This window comes from Providencia sp. PROV201 (assembly GCF_028479545.1).
Classification (GTDB): domain Bacteria; phylum Pseudomonadota; class Gammaproteobacteria; order Enterobacterales; family Enterobacteriaceae; genus Providencia; species Providencia huaxiensis.
This window is the reverse complement of sequence record NZ_JAMPNW010000004.1, coordinates 16,362-36,469: the sequence shown is the minus strand read 5'-3', so window position 1 is coordinate 36,469 and position 20,108 is coordinate 16,362. Positions and strand designations below refer to the sequence as shown.

Below are 20,108 nucleotides of genomic sequence, written 5' to 3'. Positions count from 1 at the left end.
GATATCACAACCTAGATGAGGTATTTTTAGGAGGCTTCATCCGAACCTTCATCATCAACAAAGCGACCTTATAGGCCGCTCAGTTGTCACTACATAAACACAGTAAAACGGTTATTCAAACGGTTCCATTGCTGGCGTTACATCCGCACATTGGCCACGATGACGTAAATAGTGGTCCATTAGAACAATCGCCATCATCGCTTCCGCAATTGGTACCGCGCGAATGCCTACACAAGGGTCATGACGCCCTTTGGTGATCATTTCAACTTCTTCACCATCACGGTTTAGTGTTTTACCTGAAACGGTAATACTGGATGTCGGTTTTAACGCAATATGCGCAATAATAGGCTGGCTACTGCTAATACCGCCTAAAATGCCGCCTGCATGGTTTGAGGTGAAACCATTACGGGTAATTTCATCACGGTTTTCACTACCTTTCAGTGCAATAACACCGAAACCATCACCAATTTCCACGCCTTTTACCGCGTTAATACTCATCAACGCATGAGCGAGGTCGGCATCTAAACGGTCAAATACCGGCTCACCTAAGCCCGCAGGCACATGCTCTGCAATGACGGTAATTTTAGCACCAATCGAATCACCTTCTTTCTTTAAACCACGCAATAATTCGTCAAGTGCTTCTAACTTGCTTGGATCAGGACAGAAAAACGGGTTTTCTTCGACAATTGACCAGTCTTTAATTTCACAAGCGACTGACCCCATTTGCGTTAAACAACCATGAATTTGCACACCAAGCTTTTCTTGTAAATACTTTTTCGCAATCGCACCTGCCGCAACGCGCATGGCTGTTTCACGTGCTGATGAGCGACCACCACCACGATAATCTCGCTGGCCATATTTTTGTTCGTAAGTGTAGTCTGCATGACCGGGCCTAAAAACATCTTTAATCGCGCCATAATCTTGCGAGCGTTGGTCGGTATTTTCAATCAGTAAACCAATACTCGTGCCCGTTGTCACACCATTAAACACACCAGATAAGATTTTGACTTGGTCAGGCTCCCGACGCGCTGTCGTATAACGAGATGTCCCCGGACGACGACGGTCTAAATCTTTTTGTAAATCTGCTTCTGTCAGTGCTAAGCCAGGGGGAACCCCATCGACGATGCAACCTAATGCAACCCCGTGTGACTCACCAAATGTGGTTACGCGGAAAAGTTGCCCAATTGAATTTCCTGCCATCGGAGTATCCTATTCTAAGCCATTCTTGTTTTACTAAGAATTTTGGTTGTTAATTATTATATCGTTGTGTCGTTATTATTGATTACATGATCTTGGAACATCACGCAACTGTTGATTAATCGATATAAAGCTCAAAATGTGCGTGGTGCTCAACAAGTTGTTCACGCGTTAACATAAACACACCGTCACCACCATATTCAAAGTCTAACCAAATAAATGGAATTTCAGGATATTGTTCAATCAGATGAACCATGCTGTTGCCCACTTCGCACACTAACACACCTTCTTCTGTCAGAAAACGCGGTGCATTGGCTAAAATACGGCGCACCAATTTCAACCCATCACTTCCAGCGGCTAGCGCTAATTCAGGCTCGACACGAAACTCTTCCGGTAAGTCATCCATATCTTCCGCATCAACATACGGTGGGTTCGTCACGATCAGGTCATATTTAACCTCTGGCATATCGCGGAATAAGTCAGAGCGGATCGGTATCACCCGGTGTTCTAAACCATGATTGGCAATATTTTGCTCAGCCACCGCCAGCACATCACTTGAAATATCAACCGCATCGACTTCTGCATCAGGGAATTCATACGCACAAGCAATCGCAATACAACCACTTCCGGTACATAAATCAAGAATAGTTTGTGGCTCATCCGCCACTAAACCAACAAAATGGTTATTGATTAATTCACCAATTGGCGAGCGTGGGATAAGCACTCGCTCATCAACATAAAACTCATGGCCACAAAACCATGAGCGATTAGTCAGGTATGCAACCGGAATACGCTCATTAATGCGGCGTAAAACACGCTCAATAATGCGGTGGCGTTCTGTTGGTGTTAGGCGTGAGGTTAACAGCTCATCGGGCAGGTCTAGAGGCAGGTAAAGTGTTGGTAACACCAATTGTAGCGCCTCATCCCATGGGTTATCTGTACCGTGACCATAGTACACATTGGCTGCATTAAAGCGGCTCATCGTCCAACGTAAAATATCTTGAATGGTATGAAGTTCTGCAACGGCTTCATCAACGAAAATCTTTTCCAAGAAGGGGTTCTCCAGCCTGTATTTTGAAAGGGAATATATGAATAGTTAAAGTTTGCCACGAAGTGAAAGACAAATCAGCAGATTAATGCAATAAAATTTGCCAAGGGGATCTGCTCATCGCGCTTATTAATGCATGTTTTGACGTAAAAACGCCCTTTATTTAGCTAAAGGGCGTGAAGAAAATAACAAGTTCAGCAAGGAAGCAACGATATTAGCTTTCGTTTTGCAGTACGATTTCCGCCTCTTTCGCAGGTTTTTTTACCCAAAGTGCGTAGGCGATAGTCAGTAATACTAACCAAACAATGCCTACATAGAGTGCAATTCGTGTTGATTCAAAATACCCCAAGACACCAAAAACAAATACCATAAATGCGATGGCTAAAATAGGTGCCACAGGCCACATAGGCACAGGGAATTTTAATTGGCTAATTTCTTCTGGCGACATTTTTTTACGCATTGCAAACTGTGACAGCAAAATCATTAACCATACCCAAATGGTGGCAAATGTCGCAATTGACGCAATTACCACAAATACATCATCAGGGATGACATAGTTCAATACCACACCGACTAACAACACCGCGACCATCACTAATACCGTCATCCAAGGCACACCATTTTTTGTCAGCTTGGTAAAGGCTTTTGGCGCTTGCCCTTCATGTGCCATGCCATACATCATACGCCCTGCACCAAAGATATCGCTGTTAATCGCCGAAATTGCCGCCGTGATCACCACAACATTTAAGATATTCGCCGCAGATTGAATACCTAAGCTATCGAAAATTTGCACAAATGGGCTACCTTGCTGCCCAATTTGGTTCCACGGGTAAATGCACATCAAGACAAATAACGTTAGGACATAAAACAGTAAGATGCGAATTGGTACTGCATTAATCGCTCTTGGGATAGTCGTTTCAGGGTTCTTCGCTTCACTCGCGGTAATACCAATAACTTCAATTCCCCCGAAAGCAAACATCACGACAGCAAAGGATGCAATCACCCCACCAATACCATTTGGCATAAACCCATCGTGAATAAATAAGTTTGATACCCCAACCGCATGGTCTGCTGCTTGGCCAAAACCAAACATCATGATGGCTGCACCACCGACAATCATCGCAATAATCGCAATAACTTTAATGATTGACAGCCAAAACTCCATTTCACCGAAGGTTTTCACGTGACATAGGTTTATCGCGCCAATAAAGAAAATAATGCTTAACACCCAAATCCACTGTGCAACCTCTGGAAACCACAGTTTCATATAAACACCAAATGCCGTCACGTCCGCCAAACAAACGATGAGCATTTCAAAAACATAGGTCCATCCCGCAAAAAAACCCGCTCTAGCCCCTAAATAATGGCTGGCATACTGTGAGAACGACCCCGCAAGTGGCCGATGAACCGCCATTTCACCCAGCGCTCTCATTACCATAAATACTGCGGCACCGCCGATAATATAGGCGAGTAATACCGCAGGCCCAGCGGTTTCTATTGCTTTCGCCGAACCATAAAATAAACCTGTACCAATCGCAGAACCTAAAGCCATAAATCGAATGTGGCGCGCAGAAAGCCCTCGCGCAAGTTGTGATGTGCTTTGCATGATTTATCCTTCGTATTATTTTATTGTCGTGCAGATAAATACTTCAGGTAGCCGATACTTTGCCGGCCACCTTTTATTTGCTTGATATGTTAGTTAGGGAAGACTGCGCCAGCCTTGAAGAGCGCAGACAGTTTATATTGGTTAATTAAATTAATTGCCGCTTCAATATCAGGGGCAAAATAACGGTCTTTATCATAGTAAGTCACTTGGTCACGCAACGTTTTACGTGCTTTTTCCAAGGTTTCGCTCGACGTCAAACCTTCACGAAAATCCATTCCCTGACACGCAGAAAGCCATTCAATGGCTAAAATACCTGTGACATTCTTTGCCATTTCCCATAATCGACGACCTGCTGCAGGCGCCATCGATACGTGGTCTTCTTGGTTAGCGGATGTAGGTAGGCTATCAACACTCGAAGGGTGTGCTAATGCTTTGTTTTCACTGGCTAATGCAGCCGCGGTCACTTGGGCTATCATAAAGCCTGAATTGACGCCGCCATTATTCACTAAGAAAGGTGGCAACTGCGACATGTGGGTATCCATCAATAATGCAATGCGACGTTCGGATAACGCGCCAATTTCTGCTAATGCAAGTGCAATATTATCGGCTGCCATCGCAACAGGTTCGGCATGGAAGTTACCGCCCGAAATAATATCGCCATTATCGGTAAAGACTAACGGGTTATCTGACACCGCATTGGATTCAATTAATATCACTTCGGCTGCTTGGCGAATTTGGGTTAAACAAGCCCCCATGACTTGTGGCTGACAACGTAGTGAATAAGGGTCTTGCACTTTCACGCAGTTTTCATGGGACTTCGCCAATTCACTCGTCGGTGATAAAATATCACGGAACATCGCCGCTACATCGATTTGCCCTTTTTGCCCTCGAACTTCTTGCACTCGTGCATCGAACGGTTTACGGGAGCCCAATGTGGCTTCAACACTAAGCGCACCACAAACAATGCCAGATAGCAGCAATTTTTCTGCTTCAAATAACCCTTTCAATGCAAAGGCCGTGGATGTTTGCGTGCCGTTTAATAACGCTAGCCCCTCTTTAGCTTCCAATTTTAGTGGCGCTAACCCAGCTTTTTCTAACGCTTTTTTCGCTGAGATCCACTTGCCTTCATAACGCGCCTTTCCTTCTCCTAGCAGAATTAAACTCATATGCGCCAATGGTGCTAAGTCACCAGAAGCCCCTACAGAGCCCTTCGCAGGAATAAATGGATAAACTTGCGCATTCACTAATGCAATTAAAGCATTAATGACTTCGAGACGGATACCAGAGAAACCGCGAGCTAAACTATTAATTTTGAGCACCATGATTAAACGCACGAGGTCATCATCTAACGGCTCGCCAACACCCGCAGCATGAGACATCACAATAGAGCGTTGTAATGATTGCAAATCTTTAGTCGCGATGCGGGTATTGGCAAGTAAACCAAACCCCGTATTGATACCGTAAGCGGTTCTATCTTCTTCAATAATTTTATTGACCGTTGCAACACTTTTTTCAATAGCCGCATGAGCGCGTTTATCCAATGTCACTGTTACCGCTTGTTGGAAAACAATACGCAGGTCTTCGAGTGTCATTTTTCCTGGGTGAATAGTTAACTTAGTCATTAATGGCACTCCTTAACGTGTTTTAATCATTGGTAAATTAAGATTTTTTTCTTGCGCACAAGCAATCGCGATGTCATACCCTGCATCTGCGTGGCGCATGACGCCTGTAGCTGGGTCATTGTGTAGCACTCGAGCAATACGCTCTGCGGCTTCATCCGTTCCATCACAGACAATCACAACCCCAGAGTGCTGAGAGAAGCCCATACCTACGCCACCACCGTGATGTAAGGATACCCACGTCGCACCACTGGCTGTATTTAATAACGCATTGAGTAACGGCCAGTCTGAAACGGCATCAGAGCCATCTTTCATCGACTCTGTTTCCCGATTTGGGCTGGCCACTGAGCCTGAATCTAGGTGGTCACGGCCGATAACAATTGGAGCCGAAACCTCACCGTTTCTGACCATCTCATTGAATGCTAAACCTAATTTAGCGCGGTCCCCAAGCCCTACCCAACAGATACGCGCTGGCAAACCTTGAAAGCTGATACGTTCACGCGCCATATCCAACCAGCGATGCAAGTGCTTATCATCCGGTAGAAGTTCTTTTACTTTCGCATCGGTTTTATAGATATCTTCAGGATCCCCTGATAACGCGACCCAACGGAATGGGCCAACACCGCGGCAAAATAGTGGGCGAATATAAGCAGGCACAAAACCAGGGAAATCAAACGCATTCTCTACGCCCATTTCCAACGCCATTTGGCGGATATTGTTCCCATAATCAAACGTTGGAATGCCTTGCTGTTTGAACGCCAGCATCGCTTTAACGTGTTCCGCCATGGATTTTTTTGCAGCCAATGCAGTCGCTTGCGGGTCTTGAACACTGCGTTCACGGTACTCTTCCCAGCTCATCCCAATTGGCAAATAACCATTTAGCGGGTCATGGGCACTTGTCTGGTCGGTCACCATATCCGGTTTAACACCGCGTTTGACGAGCTCAGGAAGAACTTCAGCGGCATTAGCACACAGTGCGATAGAAATGGCTTTGCCTTCCGATGTGTATTTTTTGAGACGCGCTAGAGCATCATCAAGATCGACCGCTTGTTCATCCACATAATGGGTTCTTAAACGGAAATCGATACGGCTTTGTTGGCACTCAATATTCAATGAGCAAGCACCTGCCAGTGTCGCGGCTAGAGGTTGTGCGCCCCCCATGCCACCTAAACCCGCGGTAAGTACCCAGCGCCCAGTTAAATCACCGTTAAAGTGCTGACGAGCGGCTTCCACAAAGGTTTCATAGGTTCCTTGAACAATGCCTTGGCTGCCGATATAAATCCAGCTACCTGCCGTCATTTGGCCATACATGGCGAGGCCTTTCGCATCCAACTCATTAAAATGTTCCCAGTTTGCCCAATGTGGCACGAGATTTGAGTTAGCGATTAAAACACGTGGGGCATTTGCATGGGTTTTGAAAACACCGACAGGCTTACCTGACTGAACCAGCAGTGTTTCATCGCTCTCGAGTTGTTTCAGGGACTCAACAATTTGGTCATAGCATTGCCAATTCCGTGCCGCGCGCCCAATACCACCATAAACCACTAATTCATGAGGGTTTTCTGCAACATCTGGGTCAAGGTTATTCATTAACATACGTAATGGAGCTTCAGTGAGCCAACTTTTGGCACTTAAGGTATTCCCCCGCGGTGCCCTAATTTCGATATTTCGATATTTATTATTCAGTGCTGTCACTTGTATACCCTCTTTTATCTGTCCATTAGCTACCTTTTATTGTTCTTATAGATATAGTTGTATATACATGTACGATCAATTAATTTTTTAACATAAAGATTAAAAAAATGTGATATGAAAATGTTTTTATACAAATAAAACAATTAGATAAAAAACAAGGCTGATATTTTGGTGTATTTTCTTTATTCTAAATATGCCTACCAGATCACATTTGATTTACAATAAATTCACACAAAATAGGTATGGAAGAGAATAACTCGATACGATAAGCGGAAAATAGGTTGTATATCATTCCGCCCATATTTTTACGTGGTGAAAGAACTTATGACGTGAAACTACCTTTAAGCTTATAGCGGTGACCAGGAAACAATAGTTTGGTACTTGTCACAGTGAAAGACTGGGACCAAGTACGCCTTGTAATTAACAAACAAGATGCGCCTGTGGTAATTTGCAATAACCTCGCTGAGCGCTCATCAGCTTCTACGGCCTCAACAATATGCTCCCCTTGTGTTAAAGGGGCGACTTGGGACAAATAATCATGGGGGGTAATCGATAAAAAGTTTTGCTGTAAATAATCAGGCGCTGCTAACGCATTGACATATCTGTCTTCAATTTGTACAGGGACATCATTTTCTAAATGTACAATAATAGAATGAAATATCACGGTATCTGGGCTAATATTTAACTCATTTGCGAGCGCGGGTGACGCTTGTATTTCTTCGAGTTTAATTATCCTGCAGCTGTACTTATGGTTTCTCGCCAGTATTTCCGCTTCAATACTGTGGATTTCAAATAGCGCAGATTGCCCCTTTGGCTCAGCCACGAACGTTCCCACACCTTGCAAGCGAACCAATAACCCTTCTGCGGTTAATTCACGTAGTGCTCGGTTTGCCGTCATTCGACTACATTGAAACTGTGTAACTAACTCAGCCTCAGATGGAATACGGTCATTTGCCTGCCACTCTGCGGTGTGGATTTTTTCAATAATCGATTGTTTTACTTGCAAATATAGCGGGAGCGGTACCCCCTGCTTATCCTTTTTATCGGCTGTCACAGTCATTTCCAATTTAATGATTAAAATCTTAAGTATTAATATGCTATTCATTGAATAGCATACAACACGACCTTAGTGCTATCGGACATTTTTTATCCTGACAGTCGCGAATAAAAACATCATGCTTAATTATTAAGCATTCACATAATTAAACGATGTAATTTTAATAGAAACAAACAAAAAACAGAAAATATTTAGGGCAAATTGCGGCAAACAACATTATTTACCGCTATTAATTATTATTATTTTCGTAGCTAGAACTGCGGGTCACATATATCACCCGTTTCGATGGGTAATTTTGCCTTCATGCACTCGAATGAACAATGGGTTACTCCCCTGCTCATAAATCATTTCGACTGGCTCTTGCGCGTTCCACACAACAAAATCAGCAACAAAGCCCGTTTTTAATTGCCCATGGCTACTTTCACGGCCTAACGCCTTCGCAGCGTGACGTGTCACACCTGCCCATATCTCCTCCGGTGTCAGCTTAAATAAGACAGCCGCCATATTCATAATAATACGTAACGAGGCAAAAGGACTGGTGCCCGGGTTAAAATCCGTTGAAACCGCCATAGGAACGTTATGTTCCCTCAACAGCTCAATTGGCGGTAATTTGGTTTCCCTCAGAAAATAAAATGCCCCCGGTAGCAAGACCGCGACTGTTCCGCTCGCTTTAAGTGCTTTAACCCCTTCTAAATCTAAATATTCAATGTGGTCAACCGATAACCCTTTGTATCGGGCAACTAATTCGCTCCCACCTAGATTTGATAACTGCTCCATATGCCCTTTCACAGGAATGCCTAATTTCTGCGCCGCTGCAAATAACTTTTCGCTTTGAGCAAGGGAAAAACCCACGCTTTCACAGAAAACATCGACTGCTTCAAACAAGCCTTTTTCCCATAGTCTAGGCATGATTTTTTGGCAAATCAAATCAATGTATTCATCAGGTTTATCTTTATATTCAACGGGAACGGTGTGAGCGGAGAGCAAGGTTGAACTGACTGAAATAGGATATTGTGCAGATAACCGTTTTGCGACTTGTAACTGTTTTTCTTCATTTTCATAATCAAGCCCATAACCTGATTTCATTTCTATACTTGTCACACCTTCTCGAATTAATGCTTCGAGCCTTGGCTTAGCGCGTTCAAATAACTCGTTCTCGCTCATCTTACGGGTTTCACGCACAGTAGAATTAATTCCACCACCTTGAGAACTAATAGTTTCATAAGAGACCCCATTCATTCGCTGTTCCCATTCAGAAGCTCGGTCACCACCAAAAACTAAATGTGTATGGCAATCGATTAATCCTGGGGTTATTAATTTACCCTTTACATCAATAACCTGGCAGTCATTTAATTCAATTTCCTGAGTAGGAACAATTGCAACTATTTTATTATCACGGACAACTAAATCATGGTGTTCAACAAGCCCATAAGGGACTGATAGTTCTGGATCCATAGTGGCAATACGGCCATTACGCCAAACGATATCTTGAGAGTGTGTTTTGAATACCATCGTTTTTCCTATTGTTATTGAATTCATTGTTATTGAATTCATTGTTATTGAATTCATTGTTATTGAATTCAGTTTTAATCATTGTATTAATAAATAGTATAGATATGTATATACAATTAGACTAGCAAGTCCCCTTTTGTCAATGCTTACCTGTAAAAAGGTTATAAATATGTTACTTAGCGCGAACAATCTACGATTATCACCATTCATTAAAAATGAGTTACACTAGCAATCAGAAAAATTAATCACAAAAAATATATTATTAAAATTATGAAGAAAAAATTTGGTCTAGAAGATGAAGAGATCCGTCTTTTCAAAGAAGCCATTAATGGAGCAAAGAAAATCCATCAGGACCAAGTCCTGCACGCACCTGTTCGTGCCAAGGTGACACAACCATCAAATAAAAAAGTCATGCAAGAACAGGTTGACGCCTCTTTTTATTTTTCAGATGAATTTCAACCGCAACTTGAAAATGAAGGCCCAACGCGTTATTTAAGGCCCGACGCTAACCCTTATGAATTAAAAAAACTTCGTCGGGGTGACTACGCTCCTGAGTTGTTTTTGGATTTACATGGCTTAACACAAATGGAAGCAAAGCAAGAAATTGGCGCGCTTATTGCGGCCTGTAAGCGTGAAAATGTCTATTGTGCCTGTATTATGCACGGCCATGGTAAGCATGTTTTAAAGCAGCAAACACCGCTATGGCTTGCCCAACACCCTGATATTATTGCTTTTCACCAAGCACCTAAAGAATGGGGGGGTAATGCAGCCTTATTACTACTCATTGAAACCGCGGAGAGCGCTCGCCGTTAAGCGCTCATCCGTTCTGTATTATTTCGCAAATAATAGTTGTGATGGACTCAGCATCCATTCTAAATGACTTTTCTGATGGGCCACATCAATATCAACACATGCAACTGTTGATGTGGTGAACATCGGAGGTTCTTTATGTGGACATAGCTCCGACACTAAATACCCCACCAGCGGTAAATGAGATACAACTAATATCGCATTAGCGCCTAGCACAGCAAGATCTCGAATATGGTCAGCCACAAATGCGGCATTCCCTCCTGGCGTTAATTGCCCTAAAACCTCCGCCTTTACGGGTAAATCGAGGTGCTGACTCACAACCTGCCTAGTTTGTTCGGCTCTTAGATAGGGGCTCACTAACACCGAATCAATCTTAATACCTTGGTTCTGTAACCATTGAGCCATTAATACTGAGTCGTCTTTTCCCTTTTGAGTCAATGGGCGCTCAGCATCGCTAGGCGCTTGTATCGCTGCATCACCGTGACGCATAATGTAAACTTGCATAATCCACCATCTGAGTAACCTACCTTATTAAGGTGGCTATTCTTTTGTTGTTAAGATAATTGTTGTAAAAGTAACCATCAGTTGGGGTGAAATGTGATTCTGCATGAAATGACCAACAAAGAAAATGATTTGAGTAAATTTTTATGCATGTTTCTTTAGCAGGCTATGTTGCGAGCTAAATTTTGGTATTTATTATCAATCAGTTAAAGATAATATAATTAGTTATTCTAACTGTACGAACTTGGCTTAAAAAAGCCTGATAACCAAGGATATATTTGGTATCAGGCCTTGACTGGTTTTATTGAATCAAACAACCATTGGCTAACAGGCTATCCTGCTATGCCATGATTGTTGATGCTATTACTGTTCGTTACTTGATTTTGTTGCATTAACCCCATCTTCTGCATCTGCAGAAAAAAAGGTTCGATTATTTTCTGCCATGTTACATAGCAATTCACAAGGCTGGAATTTATCACCATATTTCATAGCGAGGTTATTCAGGGTTTCCACGGTTTTTGCAATCCCCAGGCTATCCATATACCTGAATGGGCCACCAAAGAAAGGTGGGAAACCGATACCAAATACCGCCCCGACATCCCCATCACGTGCACTTTTAATAATCTTTTCATCAAGGCAACGGGCAGCCTCGTTAAGCATCATCATAACGCACCGCTGTGCAATATCCGCTTTAGTCAATGTATCGTTGGGAACTACACCAATCAGTGAATAAATGGTTTTATCGACTTGACGCTTACTGGCTTTTTTCCAAAACCACAACTTATTAGTGTGGTGACCATATTCATAAAAACCTTTGCCATTTTTCTTACCTTTACGGTCGTCTTTAACGACTTTGTCGAGTAAATCAGGGGCTTTGAAACGCTCACCAAAACGCTCAACTAAAATCGGTAAAATTTTAGTTCCTACATCAATACCGACTTCGTCTAATAGATTAAAAGGCCCGACAGGGAAGCCAAATTCGACTAAAGCACGGTCAATATGCTCTATTGATTCACCTTCAACAAGGCATTGGGCAGCTTCACATAAGAATGGGGCTAAAATGCGATTTACATAGAAACCGGCATCATCCCCCACGACAATTGCTGTTTTGCCTTGGCGTTTTGCTAGAGCAACAACGGTTGCAATCGTTGTTTCGTCTGTGTGTTGATGAGGGATTACTTCAACCAAAGGCATTTTATCGACTGGGCTAAAGTAGTGTAAGCCGATGACTTTTTCAGGATGCGTCGCATTCTGTGCAATTTGGTGAATAGGTAAGGATGATGTATTAGAAGCAAAAATAGCTTGTTGTTTCGACATCTTTTCAACTTCAGCAACCATTTTTTGTTTTAATGCTAAATCTTCAAATACCGCTTCAATGATAACATTAGCGTTTTCCAGCCCTTGATAACTTAATGTGCCTGATACCTTAGCCATAACGGCTGCTCGTTCCCGGGCTAGTAACCGCCGTTTGATAACTCGCTGAGTCAGTAGGTCCCAGCTATAACGCAGGGCTTGGGTGACACCTTTGTCTGAAATATCTTTAATACGAACGGGTAATTTACCTTGAAAAGCGGTGACATAAGCAATTCCGCCGCCCATCAACCCACCGCCAAGCACACCAACTTGGTTAATTTTCAAGGGTGCAGCTTGCGCCCCCGTTTCATTTTTTAACGCGGTAACCGCAAAAAATAAATTACGTAATGCAGCAGACTCTGGTGTCATCACAAGCTCACCGAAGGCTTTCGCTTCTTCTGCATAACCGGCTTGCAACCCTTTATTCATTCCTGTTTTCACAACATGAATAATTTTTTCAGGGGCTGGGTAATGGCCTTTGGTTTTGCTGAGTGCTTTTTGTTTGGCGCTATCGAACACTTTATTGCGTAATAATTTGCTGCTTAATAAGCGCTGTTGCCAATGGATAGCAGGACGCTGAACGCCCCCTTTTTTCACCATTTTAACTGCAACGTCGAGTAAAATAGACTCAGGAACTACATCATCAACTAACCCTATTTTCAGCGCCTGTTTCGCTTTTAGCTGGCGGCCTGTCAGCATTAAATCCAATGCATGTGGAATACCAATCAACCGAGGTAAACGCTGCGTTCCTCCAGAGCCAGGTAATAACCCCAATTGTACTTCAGGCAAGCCTAACTTCGTTTTATCATCATTAGAACAAACCCTCGCATGACATGCCAAGGCAAGCTCTAGCCCGCCGCCTAAACACGCACCATGTATTGCGGCAATAATAGGCAATGGGTAATTATCGATTTTATCAAATAGTGCATGACCTGCTTTTGACAACTCACTGGCTTGAGCTTTATTTTCACAGCCAGCTATCATGCTAATGTCTGCGCCTGCAATAAAACTGTCTTTTTTCCCTGAGGTGATAACTAAGCCTTTCAAACCAGAGGTAGACTGCGCTTGCTGTAAAACTGCAAGGAATTGCTCCGCAAATTCCGCTTTTAATGTATTCACTTTTTCATTCGGTACATCAATGAAGATGACCCCGACGTTTTCATCATGAATTTCTAAGCGAAAAGCCTGTTGTGTTTTTTCTCTTGCAACTTCTATAGCAGAATTTTGAGCCATTATTCCACCTCTAAGATCATAGCTGCACCTAAACCACCCGCAGCACAAGCTGTTGTTAAACCAAAACCACCACCCCGTCTGCGCAATTCATTTAGGGTTTGAGTCACCATTCGTGCGCCTGTGGCTGCAAATGGGTGCCCATAAGCGATAGAGCCCCCTAAGACATTAAATTTATCCATATCCACTTCGCCAATTGCGTTATCTATTCCTAATTTTTCTTGAGCGAATTTACGACTACCAAACATTTGTAAATTAGCGAGTGTTTGCGCAGCAAAGGCTTCATGCATATCAATCAGGGATAAATCTTGCAGCGATAACCCCGCTCGTTTCAAAGCAAGCGGAGTGGCATAAGAAGGCCCCAAAAGCATATCTTCCCATACGTCTATCGCTGAAAACGCATAACTTCGAATATAGCCTAACGGTGTATAACCCAGCGATTTCGCTCGAGATTCTGTCATCATCAACACCGCAGCGGCACCATCGGTCAACGGTGTGCTGTTCGCAGCGGTAACACTACCGTGCTTACGGTCAAAGGCGGGTTTTAATTTCGCATAGGATGATAATACTGAGTTTGTACGCACATTGTTATCTTGGGAAAAAGCTTGCTTAAAGGGCGGCATATATGCGGTCATAACTTCATCATTTAAAGCGCCATTTTCCCACGCTTTTGTCGCTAACATATGCGAGCGATGAGCAAGCTCATCTTGCTGGGCTCGGCTAATTTGATAACTTTTCGCCATTTGCTCCGCGGTATCTCCCATACGCAGCCCTGTAGAATATTCCGCAACACCGGGTGCAACTGGCGCTAAATCCCTCAAACGTAATTTCGCTAACAATGATAATTTTTGCCCAACAGACTTTGCTTTGCTTAATGCTAATAACGTCTCGGCCAATTTTTTTGATACGCCAATAGGAAGCACAGAAGATGAATCTGCCCCGCCAGCAATACCGATAGAAATATCGCCTACCCTCATACTTTGAGCAACGTTAACAATTGCTTGAAAACTTGTCGCACAGGCTCTTGATACACTATAGGCATCAGTTGAGACACTCATCCCTGTACCAAGAACAATTTCCCGCGCAATATTCGGTGCTTCTGGCATTTGCACCACTTGCCCAAATACCAGTTGCTCAATCAGGTTTCTATCTAAATCATTACGGGCTAATAATTCAGCAACTACGGCTTTACCTAGATCGACTGCTGGAATTCCTGCGTATGCCGTAGATTGCTTTGCAAAAGGTAAGCGTAGACCACTGACAATGGCGATCCTTTCATTTGTTTTATCTGTATTTTCACCATGGTTGAGATGTTGATTCATGGTCGCTCCTGCTAAAGCAAAAATGAAAATTATAGTTAATTAGCTCTCTAAGCGGACAAAGAGGTCTGACCTGTAACAATTGTTAACATAAAATTCACAATTATCAATGGGTATTGATAAAAAATGCGAGCAGGTACGCAACTTAGAGTAAAAACCCAACAAATTGCAGCAGAGGAAAACAGGAGGGAAATAAGGAAGCCTTTTATCACTGAGCGTTAATCACGCCATCGTTTTAGTGATAAAAGGCAAATCAGAGCAAATTCAATCGTTTGATTAACGAAGGCCTAATTGAAAAATCAAACTTTCTGCTTCACAGCTAAAACTAAACTCTGCCGTAAGCTCAACGCCACCCTCTACAGGCTTAATAGAATGGGTTATCGCACAAGGGTCTGACTCAACAGATTTTGCTTTCTCTGTGAGTGTTTTCAACATAGTTTCCGCTTCATTTTGTGTAGCGAATACATGCTGATACGAGGCAGTGCAGTCTTTATTATCTAATACTGTTCCCACATCTACGCAGCAGCAGGCTGCGGTTTCATCCGCGCTACAACGGTTAATCGCATCAGTCATTTTACTCTCCAAATAAACAAACTGTTAAGTCGCTATCATAACGCTGAAAAAGTGCTAAAAACTAGTGTGTATCAAAATATATCGCTAATAATTAAACATAAGTTTGATCTTACCCCGTATTCGTATACTTTTTGCTCCCAATTCGTCAGTCAATGTTGCCATTTTGTTAAATATGTAGCATTTTTGAAAACAAAGTCACAATAACTGCAAAACAAGCTTGCAACATATCAGGTGGTCAGACCTATACTCTAGTAACTGGTCTGATTTGTCATAACGGCAAGGGACCCTACAATTCTGCGCTTCTTGCGATAGAAGTCGCTTTATTCAAAATAAAACATAAGAGGGTTTTGGTCATGAGCCAGAAAAACCTGTTTTCTAGATCAGCTTTAGCAATAGCAGTGGCAATTGTATCATCCAACGCAGGCGCGGCTGGTTTTTTGCTTAATGAATATTCTACATCCGCACTGGGACGCGCGTTTTCGGGAGCGGGTGCAATGGGCGACAACGCAAGTGAGGGAAGCCGAAACCCTGCTGCCATGATGTTGTTTGATCGCCCTTCTCTTTCTGTTGGTGCCGTTTATATTGACCCAAGCGTTGATATCAAAGGTAAAGGAGGCTCTTTACTTGGTAGTAATACAACAGCAAATGATATTGCGCCAAGTGCTGTAGTACCCAATGCTCACTTTATCTTCCCAGTTAATGACAAGTGGGCTGTTGGTACTTCAATGACCACCAACTTTGGTTTAGCCACTGATTTTAATAAAAATTATGCTGCAGGCCCTATCGGTGGTAAAACAGACCTAAAAACTGTTAACCTGAACCTAAGTGGTGCATACCGCGTAAATAATAATTTCAGTTTTGGCTTGGGCGTGAACGCGGTATATGCCGATGCAGAAATTACTCGTCATGCAGGTGACCTTGGCGCCCTAGCACCTAAATTAGGCTTACCTTCGTTCCCTGCCAGCACTACCATGGCTAAATTAACAGGGGATGACTGGGGTTATGGTTGGAATGCGGGTATTTTGTATGAAATCAATGATGATAACCGTTTAAGTTTAAGCTATCGTTCTAAAGTTAAAGTTAAGTTTGAAGATGGCAAATATTCCAATGACATACCTAAATCAATAACTCAGTTACATGGTACTGGGGGTGAAAAAGTCAAAGGTAAGTTAGACCTTAATTTACCAGATATTTGGGAGTTCTCTGGGTACCATAAAGTTGCTCCTAAGTGGGCTTTACACTATAGCGTTGCCTATACTGGCTGGAGTGAATTTAAAGAATTAACCGCCTATAGAAAAAGTGATGGCGAACAGTTATTCCATAAACCTGAGCACTTTAAAGATGCTTGGCGTTTAGCACTCGGTACCACCTATTTTTATGATGATAACTGGACATTCCGTACCGGTATTGCCTACGACCAAACGCCTGTACGTTCAGATTACCGTTCTATTTCTATCCCTGACCAAGACCGTTACTGGTTAAGTGCAGGTACAACGTATGCATTTAATGAAAATGCATCTGTTGATGTGGGTATTTCTTATATGCACGGTAAAAAAGTAAATATTAAAGAAAGATTAAGTGAAGATGTTCCTGAAAGTATCCTTCCAGCATATCATTTCAAGTCTGAAGGTTCTGCTTGGTTATACGGCGTAAACTTCAACTATACGTTCTAATTAATCGAATTTTTAAGTATCAGGGAGTTCTCTCCCTGGTACTATTATCAATGTCAATTGCCCCATCCCACTAATTTTCAAAACTTAACATAAATTTTCTTGACCCTCACCCGCATCATATGTAAATTAAATGTTAAGAACATGAGTTCACCTCATCATTTCTTTATAAAATACACACTATCGCATTTTTAAGATAAATCGCTTTAGATTTCATTAGATTATCATTCATTCTCTGAATGTTCTTATTTGCAAGCACAACCCAATAGCATATTTTATACTGATGATATCCACTAATATATGGCTTTTCATCAAACTGTATTAATCACGCTATATTCTATTATTGGCTACGGCCGCGAAGGCATGTAAAAGAGGCAACAATGACTAAAACTTAGGAGGCTGTATGGGAACACTGTTTACTGTCGGTTTTATTGGTGTATTAGGGGTAATAGCCTTAATTGACACCGTCTCTCAACGAGGAAAGCGAGACAATGATTAGCTTTTTATTTATCACTCTCTAGTATCATTCGTATACAAGAGAGTGATAAACCTTCCAAAACAATTCAATTTACTAATCTATCGAATCAAGCTGGTCTTCAATCGCTGCCGCATTTGGGTTTTCTGTTGCTTTTAACGCGCCACCACTTGATAAAAAGTCATTACGTTGGAAATAGGCTTCTCGCATCATTAAGTACGGGTCTGAAGAGTTCTTCAATAATCCATCTGAATCTAATAGCCTTGCTCGGGTTTCAATTCCTTCCAGTGCCCATTTACCCGCGGACATCCAGAATGTGAGATAGCTTAGCATTGGATATAAATCATCAACTAAGTCCCCCCCTTGTTCCCTCGGTGTTGCACTGCCATACCCCGGTAACACCACATAAGGACCATAGCCCACATCGTAATAGCCTAAGGTATTACCAAAACGTTTTGGCTCTTCTTTCGCTAATTGAGGGTTTGCCATTGTCGCCACATCAATGAGCCCCCCCATGCCGAAGACAGTATTAAGGAAGAAGCGGTTAAAATGTTTGAAACCTTGAGTCACTTCCCCACGCAGAAAGCTATTTAGCATACTTGCAGGTTCTTCAAGGTTAACAAAAAAATTGGTTAATCCATTACGGGCAGGCATCGGGACATAATCATTCCAAGCAACAGCAACTGGCCTCAAGACATAAGGGTCAAGGACGTTATAGTTGAAATTAAACATTGCTCGGTTGAACCCTTCTAATGGGTCCGAACGTTCATGTGTTTCTGGATCAATGCTACTTGCACAACCTGCAATTAACACCCCTGCCAGAAAAACGCCCGTCATGCGAAACTTCATAACACTTCTCCATTCCCTGTACCGTCCTACTGCGGTACTTTTCCACTGTAATAACTGCTTTGCTTATAGTAAGGCGAAAAAAAGAATTATGTTAATCCTTTTGAGTTATTCGATTATCTTAAAGGCTAATTATACGCCATTTAATAATATTCTTATTATAAGAAAATTGAACAGTTAGTACAAAATAGAAATGCGCCCACTCAGCCATAAAGATGATAATCACCCTATTTTCGAATGAAAAACAGTCAAATAAATATTTATGGAAGATAAATTCGATTATTTGTCCGTAACAACTTGATTCAATTAGACCTGAACAGTAAAATGCTTTCGCTATCGTAACTACGACTCCAAAAGTCCCCTTAGTTAAATGGATATAACGAGCCCCTCCTAAGGGCTAGTTGCAGGTTCGATTCCTGCAGGGGACACCATTGCCACTTCTAAAGACCTCTCAAGACTTCCAATTTTTTAAATAAAAACAATAGATTAATTATTTTGACTTCCAAAAAGGTCTAGTAACTTCTAGTGGAATCTAAGTATTAATGTGTATAGTATTGTGTATAGGTCTAGGTTCGATAAAAAAACTATACACATTATGCTGCTCACTGATATCCAAATTCGTAAAGCTAAGCCTAAAGATAAGGCTTACACCCTAAATGATGGCAATGGCTTATCCCTTCTCATTGAACCCAATGGTTCCAAGGGGTGGCGGTTTCGTTATCGCTTTGCTGGTAAGCCTAAAATGATTTCATTTGGTGTGTATGGGCAAATTTCTTTAGCCGATGCCAGAAGAAAAAGAGATGAAGCAAAAAAACAGCTTTCAGATGGTATAGACCCTAGTGATGCTCGCAAATCGGAAAAGATTACACAAAAATATGCTGCTGAAAATACGTTTAAAGCGGTTGCAATGGAATGGCATGCATCAAAATGTTCTACATGGTCAAAAGGCTATGCGAGCGAGATATTGCGGTGTTTTGAAAATGATGTTTTTCCTTTCACACGAAATAAAGTTCTCAACCACGTAAAATTCACTACACCGCACCCGCCTGCACAATTTGGATCATAAAATTATTTCAGTTTCAAAGTGAAGTACATTTAGTGAATAAATTTATAATTATTTGAATATAAATAGTTTTTTTATTTTATGTGAGATTTTTACTTAAGAGTATGAGTCGCATAAAAACTGAAAAACTAAACTATTAGCCTCACTACCCAACTAAATTATTTGTACATTGCTTCATTTATCGTGCCAGATACGTTATCTAGGTCAATACAATTGAATGTCAGTGTTCTATCCGCCATCAACACCCTAATAGAATATAACTTCTCCATTGAAGCCCCTATTTTCTGTGGATATGCAGCGTATGGTGTCAACTGTTCTTTTTGCCACTCTTTGCAAGTGTTGAAATCACCTAACTCTTTTACTTTTATAAGCTGCTTATAAGGGCGTACTATTTCTGGCTTTTTATTGTTAGCTGACATCGCCTGTAGCTCATCCAAACTATATGTCGTCGCCATTAAAGGCGACTGAAAACACATAAATAATATAACCACTAAGGCTCTTTTCATCTCAGCATCCCATCAATTAATTTCAGTC

Annotated in this window: 16 protein-coding genes and 1 tRNA gene; 4 read left to right on the top strand and 13 right to left on the bottom strand. The window is 42.0% G+C overall.

The annotated features are described in order from the left end of the window. Positions 1-111: 111 nt before the first annotated feature. From aroC to hutI, 7 genes are all read right to left on the bottom strand, one after another. On the bottom strand, positions 112-1,200 hold the full coding sequence (gene aroC / locus PR809_RS04605; protein WP_004257206.1) for a chorismate synthase: 1,089 nt from the start codon (positions 1,198-1,200) through the stop codon (positions 112-114). A 115-nt stretch (positions 1,201-1,315) separates the two neighbouring features. Then, the gene (prmB, locus tag PR809_RS04600; protein WP_004257202.1) at positions 1,316-2,248 is read right to left on the bottom strand and encodes a 50S ribosomal protein L3 N(5)-glutamine methyltransferase; all 933 of its coding nucleotides are present in this window, start codon (positions 2,246-2,248) and stop codon (positions 1,316-1,318) included. Positions 2,249-2,459: 211 nt separating this feature from the next. Next, on the bottom strand, positions 2,460-3,851 hold the full coding sequence (locus PR809_RS04595) for an amino acid permease (protein ID WP_206276412.1): 1,392 nt from the start codon (positions 3,849-3,851) through the stop codon (positions 2,460-2,462). 89 nt (positions 3,852-3,940) lie between these two features. After that, positions 3,941-5,473, bottom strand: a complete 1,533-nt coding sequence (gene hutH, locus PR809_RS04590; protein ID WP_206276411.1) for a histidine ammonia-lyase — start codon at positions 5,471-5,473, stop codon at positions 3,941-3,943. Between the two features lie 12 nt (positions 5,474-5,485). Then, a complete protein-coding gene (gene hutU / locus PR809_RS04585) occupies positions 5,486-7,165 on the bottom strand; it encodes a urocanate hydratase (protein WP_102137602.1) in 1,680 nt (559 codons plus the stop codon). 322 nt (positions 7,166-7,487) lie between these two features. Next, a complete protein-coding gene (hutC, locus tag PR809_RS04580) occupies positions 7,488-8,225 on the bottom strand; it encodes a histidine utilization repressor (RefSeq protein ID WP_181490110.1) in 738 nt (245 codons plus the stop codon). A 270-nt stretch (positions 8,226-8,495) separates the two neighbouring features. After that, positions 8,496-9,734, bottom strand: coding sequence for an imidazolonepropionase (hutI, locus tag PR809_RS04575; protein ID WP_102137600.1), 1,239 nt, complete (start codon positions 9,732-9,734; stop codon positions 8,496-8,498). Positions 9,735-10,004: 270 nt separating this feature from the next. On the opposite strand from hutI, the gene smrB reads away from it, so the two are divergent. Further along, positions 10,005-10,547 carry an endonuclease SmrB gene (gene smrB / locus PR809_RS04570; RefSeq protein ID WP_206276409.1) on the top strand — a complete coding sequence of 181 codons (543 nt, stop codon included), beginning with the start codon at positions 10,005-10,007 and terminating at the stop codon, positions 10,545-10,547. A gap of 18 nt (positions 10,548-10,565) precedes the next feature. Here the strand turns inward: smrB and sixA are convergent, their stop codons facing one another. The 4 genes from sixA to PR809_RS04550 all read right to left on the bottom strand — a co-directional run bounded on the left by sixA (position 10,566) and on the right by PR809_RS04550 (position 15,520). Beyond that, entirely contained in the window at positions 10,566-11,048 is a 483-nt protein-coding gene (sixA, locus tag PR809_RS04565) for a phosphohistidine phosphatase SixA (protein WP_102137598.1), read from the bottom strand. Positions 11,049-11,408: 360 nt separating this feature from the next. Next, entirely contained in the window at positions 11,409-13,631 is a 2,223-nt protein-coding gene (gene fadJ, locus PR809_RS04560; RefSeq protein ID WP_206276408.1) for a fatty acid oxidation complex subunit alpha FadJ, read from the bottom strand. Continuing rightward, positions 13,631-14,950 carry an acetyl-CoA C-acyltransferase FadI gene (fadI, locus tag PR809_RS04555; protein WP_166264545.1) on the bottom strand — a complete coding sequence of 440 codons (1,320 nt, stop codon included), beginning with the start codon at positions 14,948-14,950 and terminating at the stop codon, positions 13,631-13,633. Before fadI ends, fadJ begins: the two co-directional genes overlap by 1 nt. 273 nt (positions 14,951-15,223) lie before the next feature. Continuing rightward, a complete protein-coding gene (locus PR809_RS04550) occupies positions 15,224-15,520 on the bottom strand; it encodes a YfcZ/YiiS family protein (protein ID WP_166264544.1) in 297 nt (98 codons plus the stop codon). Positions 15,521-15,873: 353 nt separating this feature from the next. On the opposite strand from PR809_RS04550, the gene fadL reads away from it, so the two are divergent. Next, positions 15,874-17,193, top strand: a complete 1,320-nt coding sequence (gene fadL, locus PR809_RS04545) for a long-chain fatty acid transporter FadL (protein ID WP_206276407.1) — start codon at positions 15,874-15,876, stop codon at positions 17,191-17,193. A gap of 568 nt (positions 17,194-17,761) precedes the next feature. On the opposite strand, the gene mlaA is transcribed toward fadL, so the two are convergent. After that, on the bottom strand, positions 17,762-18,514 hold the full coding sequence (gene mlaA / locus PR809_RS04540; RefSeq protein ID WP_102137593.1) for a phospholipid-binding lipoprotein MlaA: 753 nt from the start codon (positions 18,512-18,514) through the stop codon (positions 17,762-17,764). Positions 18,515-18,867: 353 nt separating this feature from the next. Between mlaA and PR809_RS04535 the strand changes: the two genes are divergently transcribed. Both PR809_RS04535 and PR809_RS04530 read left to right on the top strand, forming a co-directional pair. Beyond that, positions 18,868-18,942: transfer RNA gene (locus tag PR809_RS04535), tRNA-Arg, on the top strand. Positions 18,943-19,106: 164 nt separating this feature from the next. Beyond that, positions 19,107-19,577, top strand: coding sequence for a tyrosine-type recombinase/integrase (locus PR809_RS04530; RefSeq protein ID WP_206276406.1), 471 nt, complete (start codon positions 19,107-19,109; stop codon positions 19,575-19,577). Between the two features lie 155 nt (positions 19,578-19,732). Here the strand turns inward: PR809_RS04530 and PR809_RS04525 are convergent, their stop codons facing one another. After that, entirely contained in the window at positions 19,733-20,080 is a 348-nt protein-coding gene (locus PR809_RS04525; RefSeq protein WP_206276405.1) for a hypothetical protein, read from the bottom strand. Positions 20,081-20,108: the final 28 nt, after the last annotated feature.

What these genes read in the sequence shown, in the direction of transcription:
- smrB (WP_206276409.1), top strand. Translation starts at nt 10,005, where the DNA reads ATGAAGAAAAAATTTGGTCTAGAAGATGAAGAGATCCGTCTTTTCAAA.
- fadI (WP_166264545.1), bottom strand. Translation starts at nt 14,950, where the DNA reads ATGAATCAACATCTCAACCATGGTGAAAATACAGATAAAACAAATGAA.
- PR809_RS04530 (WP_206276406.1), top strand. Translation starts at nt 19,107, where the DNA reads ATGCTGCTCACTGATATCCAAATTCGTAAAGCTAAGCCTAAAGATAAG.
- PR809_RS04595 (WP_206276412.1), bottom strand. Translation starts at nt 3,851, where the DNA reads ATGCAAAGCACATCACAACTTGCGCGAGGGCTTTCTGCGCGCCACATT.
- aroC (WP_004257206.1), bottom strand. Translation starts at nt 1,200, where the DNA reads ATGGCAGGAAATTCAATTGGGCAACTTTTCCGCGTAACCACATTTGGT.
- hutC (WP_181490110.1), bottom strand. Translation starts at nt 8,225, where the DNA reads ATGACTGTGACAGCCGATAAAAAGGATAAGCAGGGGGTACCGCTCCCG.
- fadJ (WP_206276408.1), bottom strand. Translation starts at nt 13,631, where the DNA reads ATGGCTCAAAATTCTGCTATAGAAGTTGCAAGAGAAAAAACACAACAG.
- PR809_RS04525 (WP_206276405.1), bottom strand. Translation starts at nt 20,080, where the DNA reads ATGAAAAGAGCCTTAGTGGTTATATTATTTATGTGTTTTCAGTCGCCT.
- sixA (WP_102137598.1), bottom strand. Translation starts at nt 11,048, where the DNA reads ATGCAAGTTTACATTATGCGTCACGGTGATGCAGCGATACAAGCGCCT.
- PR809_RS04550 (WP_166264544.1), bottom strand. Translation starts at nt 15,520, where the DNA reads ATGACTGATGCGATTAACCGTTGTAGCGCGGATGAAACCGCAGCCTGC.
- hutI (WP_102137600.1), bottom strand. Translation starts at nt 9,734, where the DNA reads ATGGTATTCAAAACACACTCTCAAGATATCGTTTGGCGTAATGGCCGT.
- mlaA (WP_102137593.1), bottom strand. Translation starts at nt 18,514, where the DNA reads ATGAAGTTTCGCATGACGGGCGTTTTTCTGGCAGGGGTGTTAATTGCA.
- fadL (WP_206276407.1), top strand. Translation starts at nt 15,874, where the DNA reads ATGAGCCAGAAAAACCTGTTTTCTAGATCAGCTTTAGCAATAGCAGTG.
- hutH (WP_206276411.1), bottom strand. Translation starts at nt 5,473, where the DNA reads ATGACTAAGTTAACTATTCACCCAGGAAAAATGACACTCGAAGACCTG.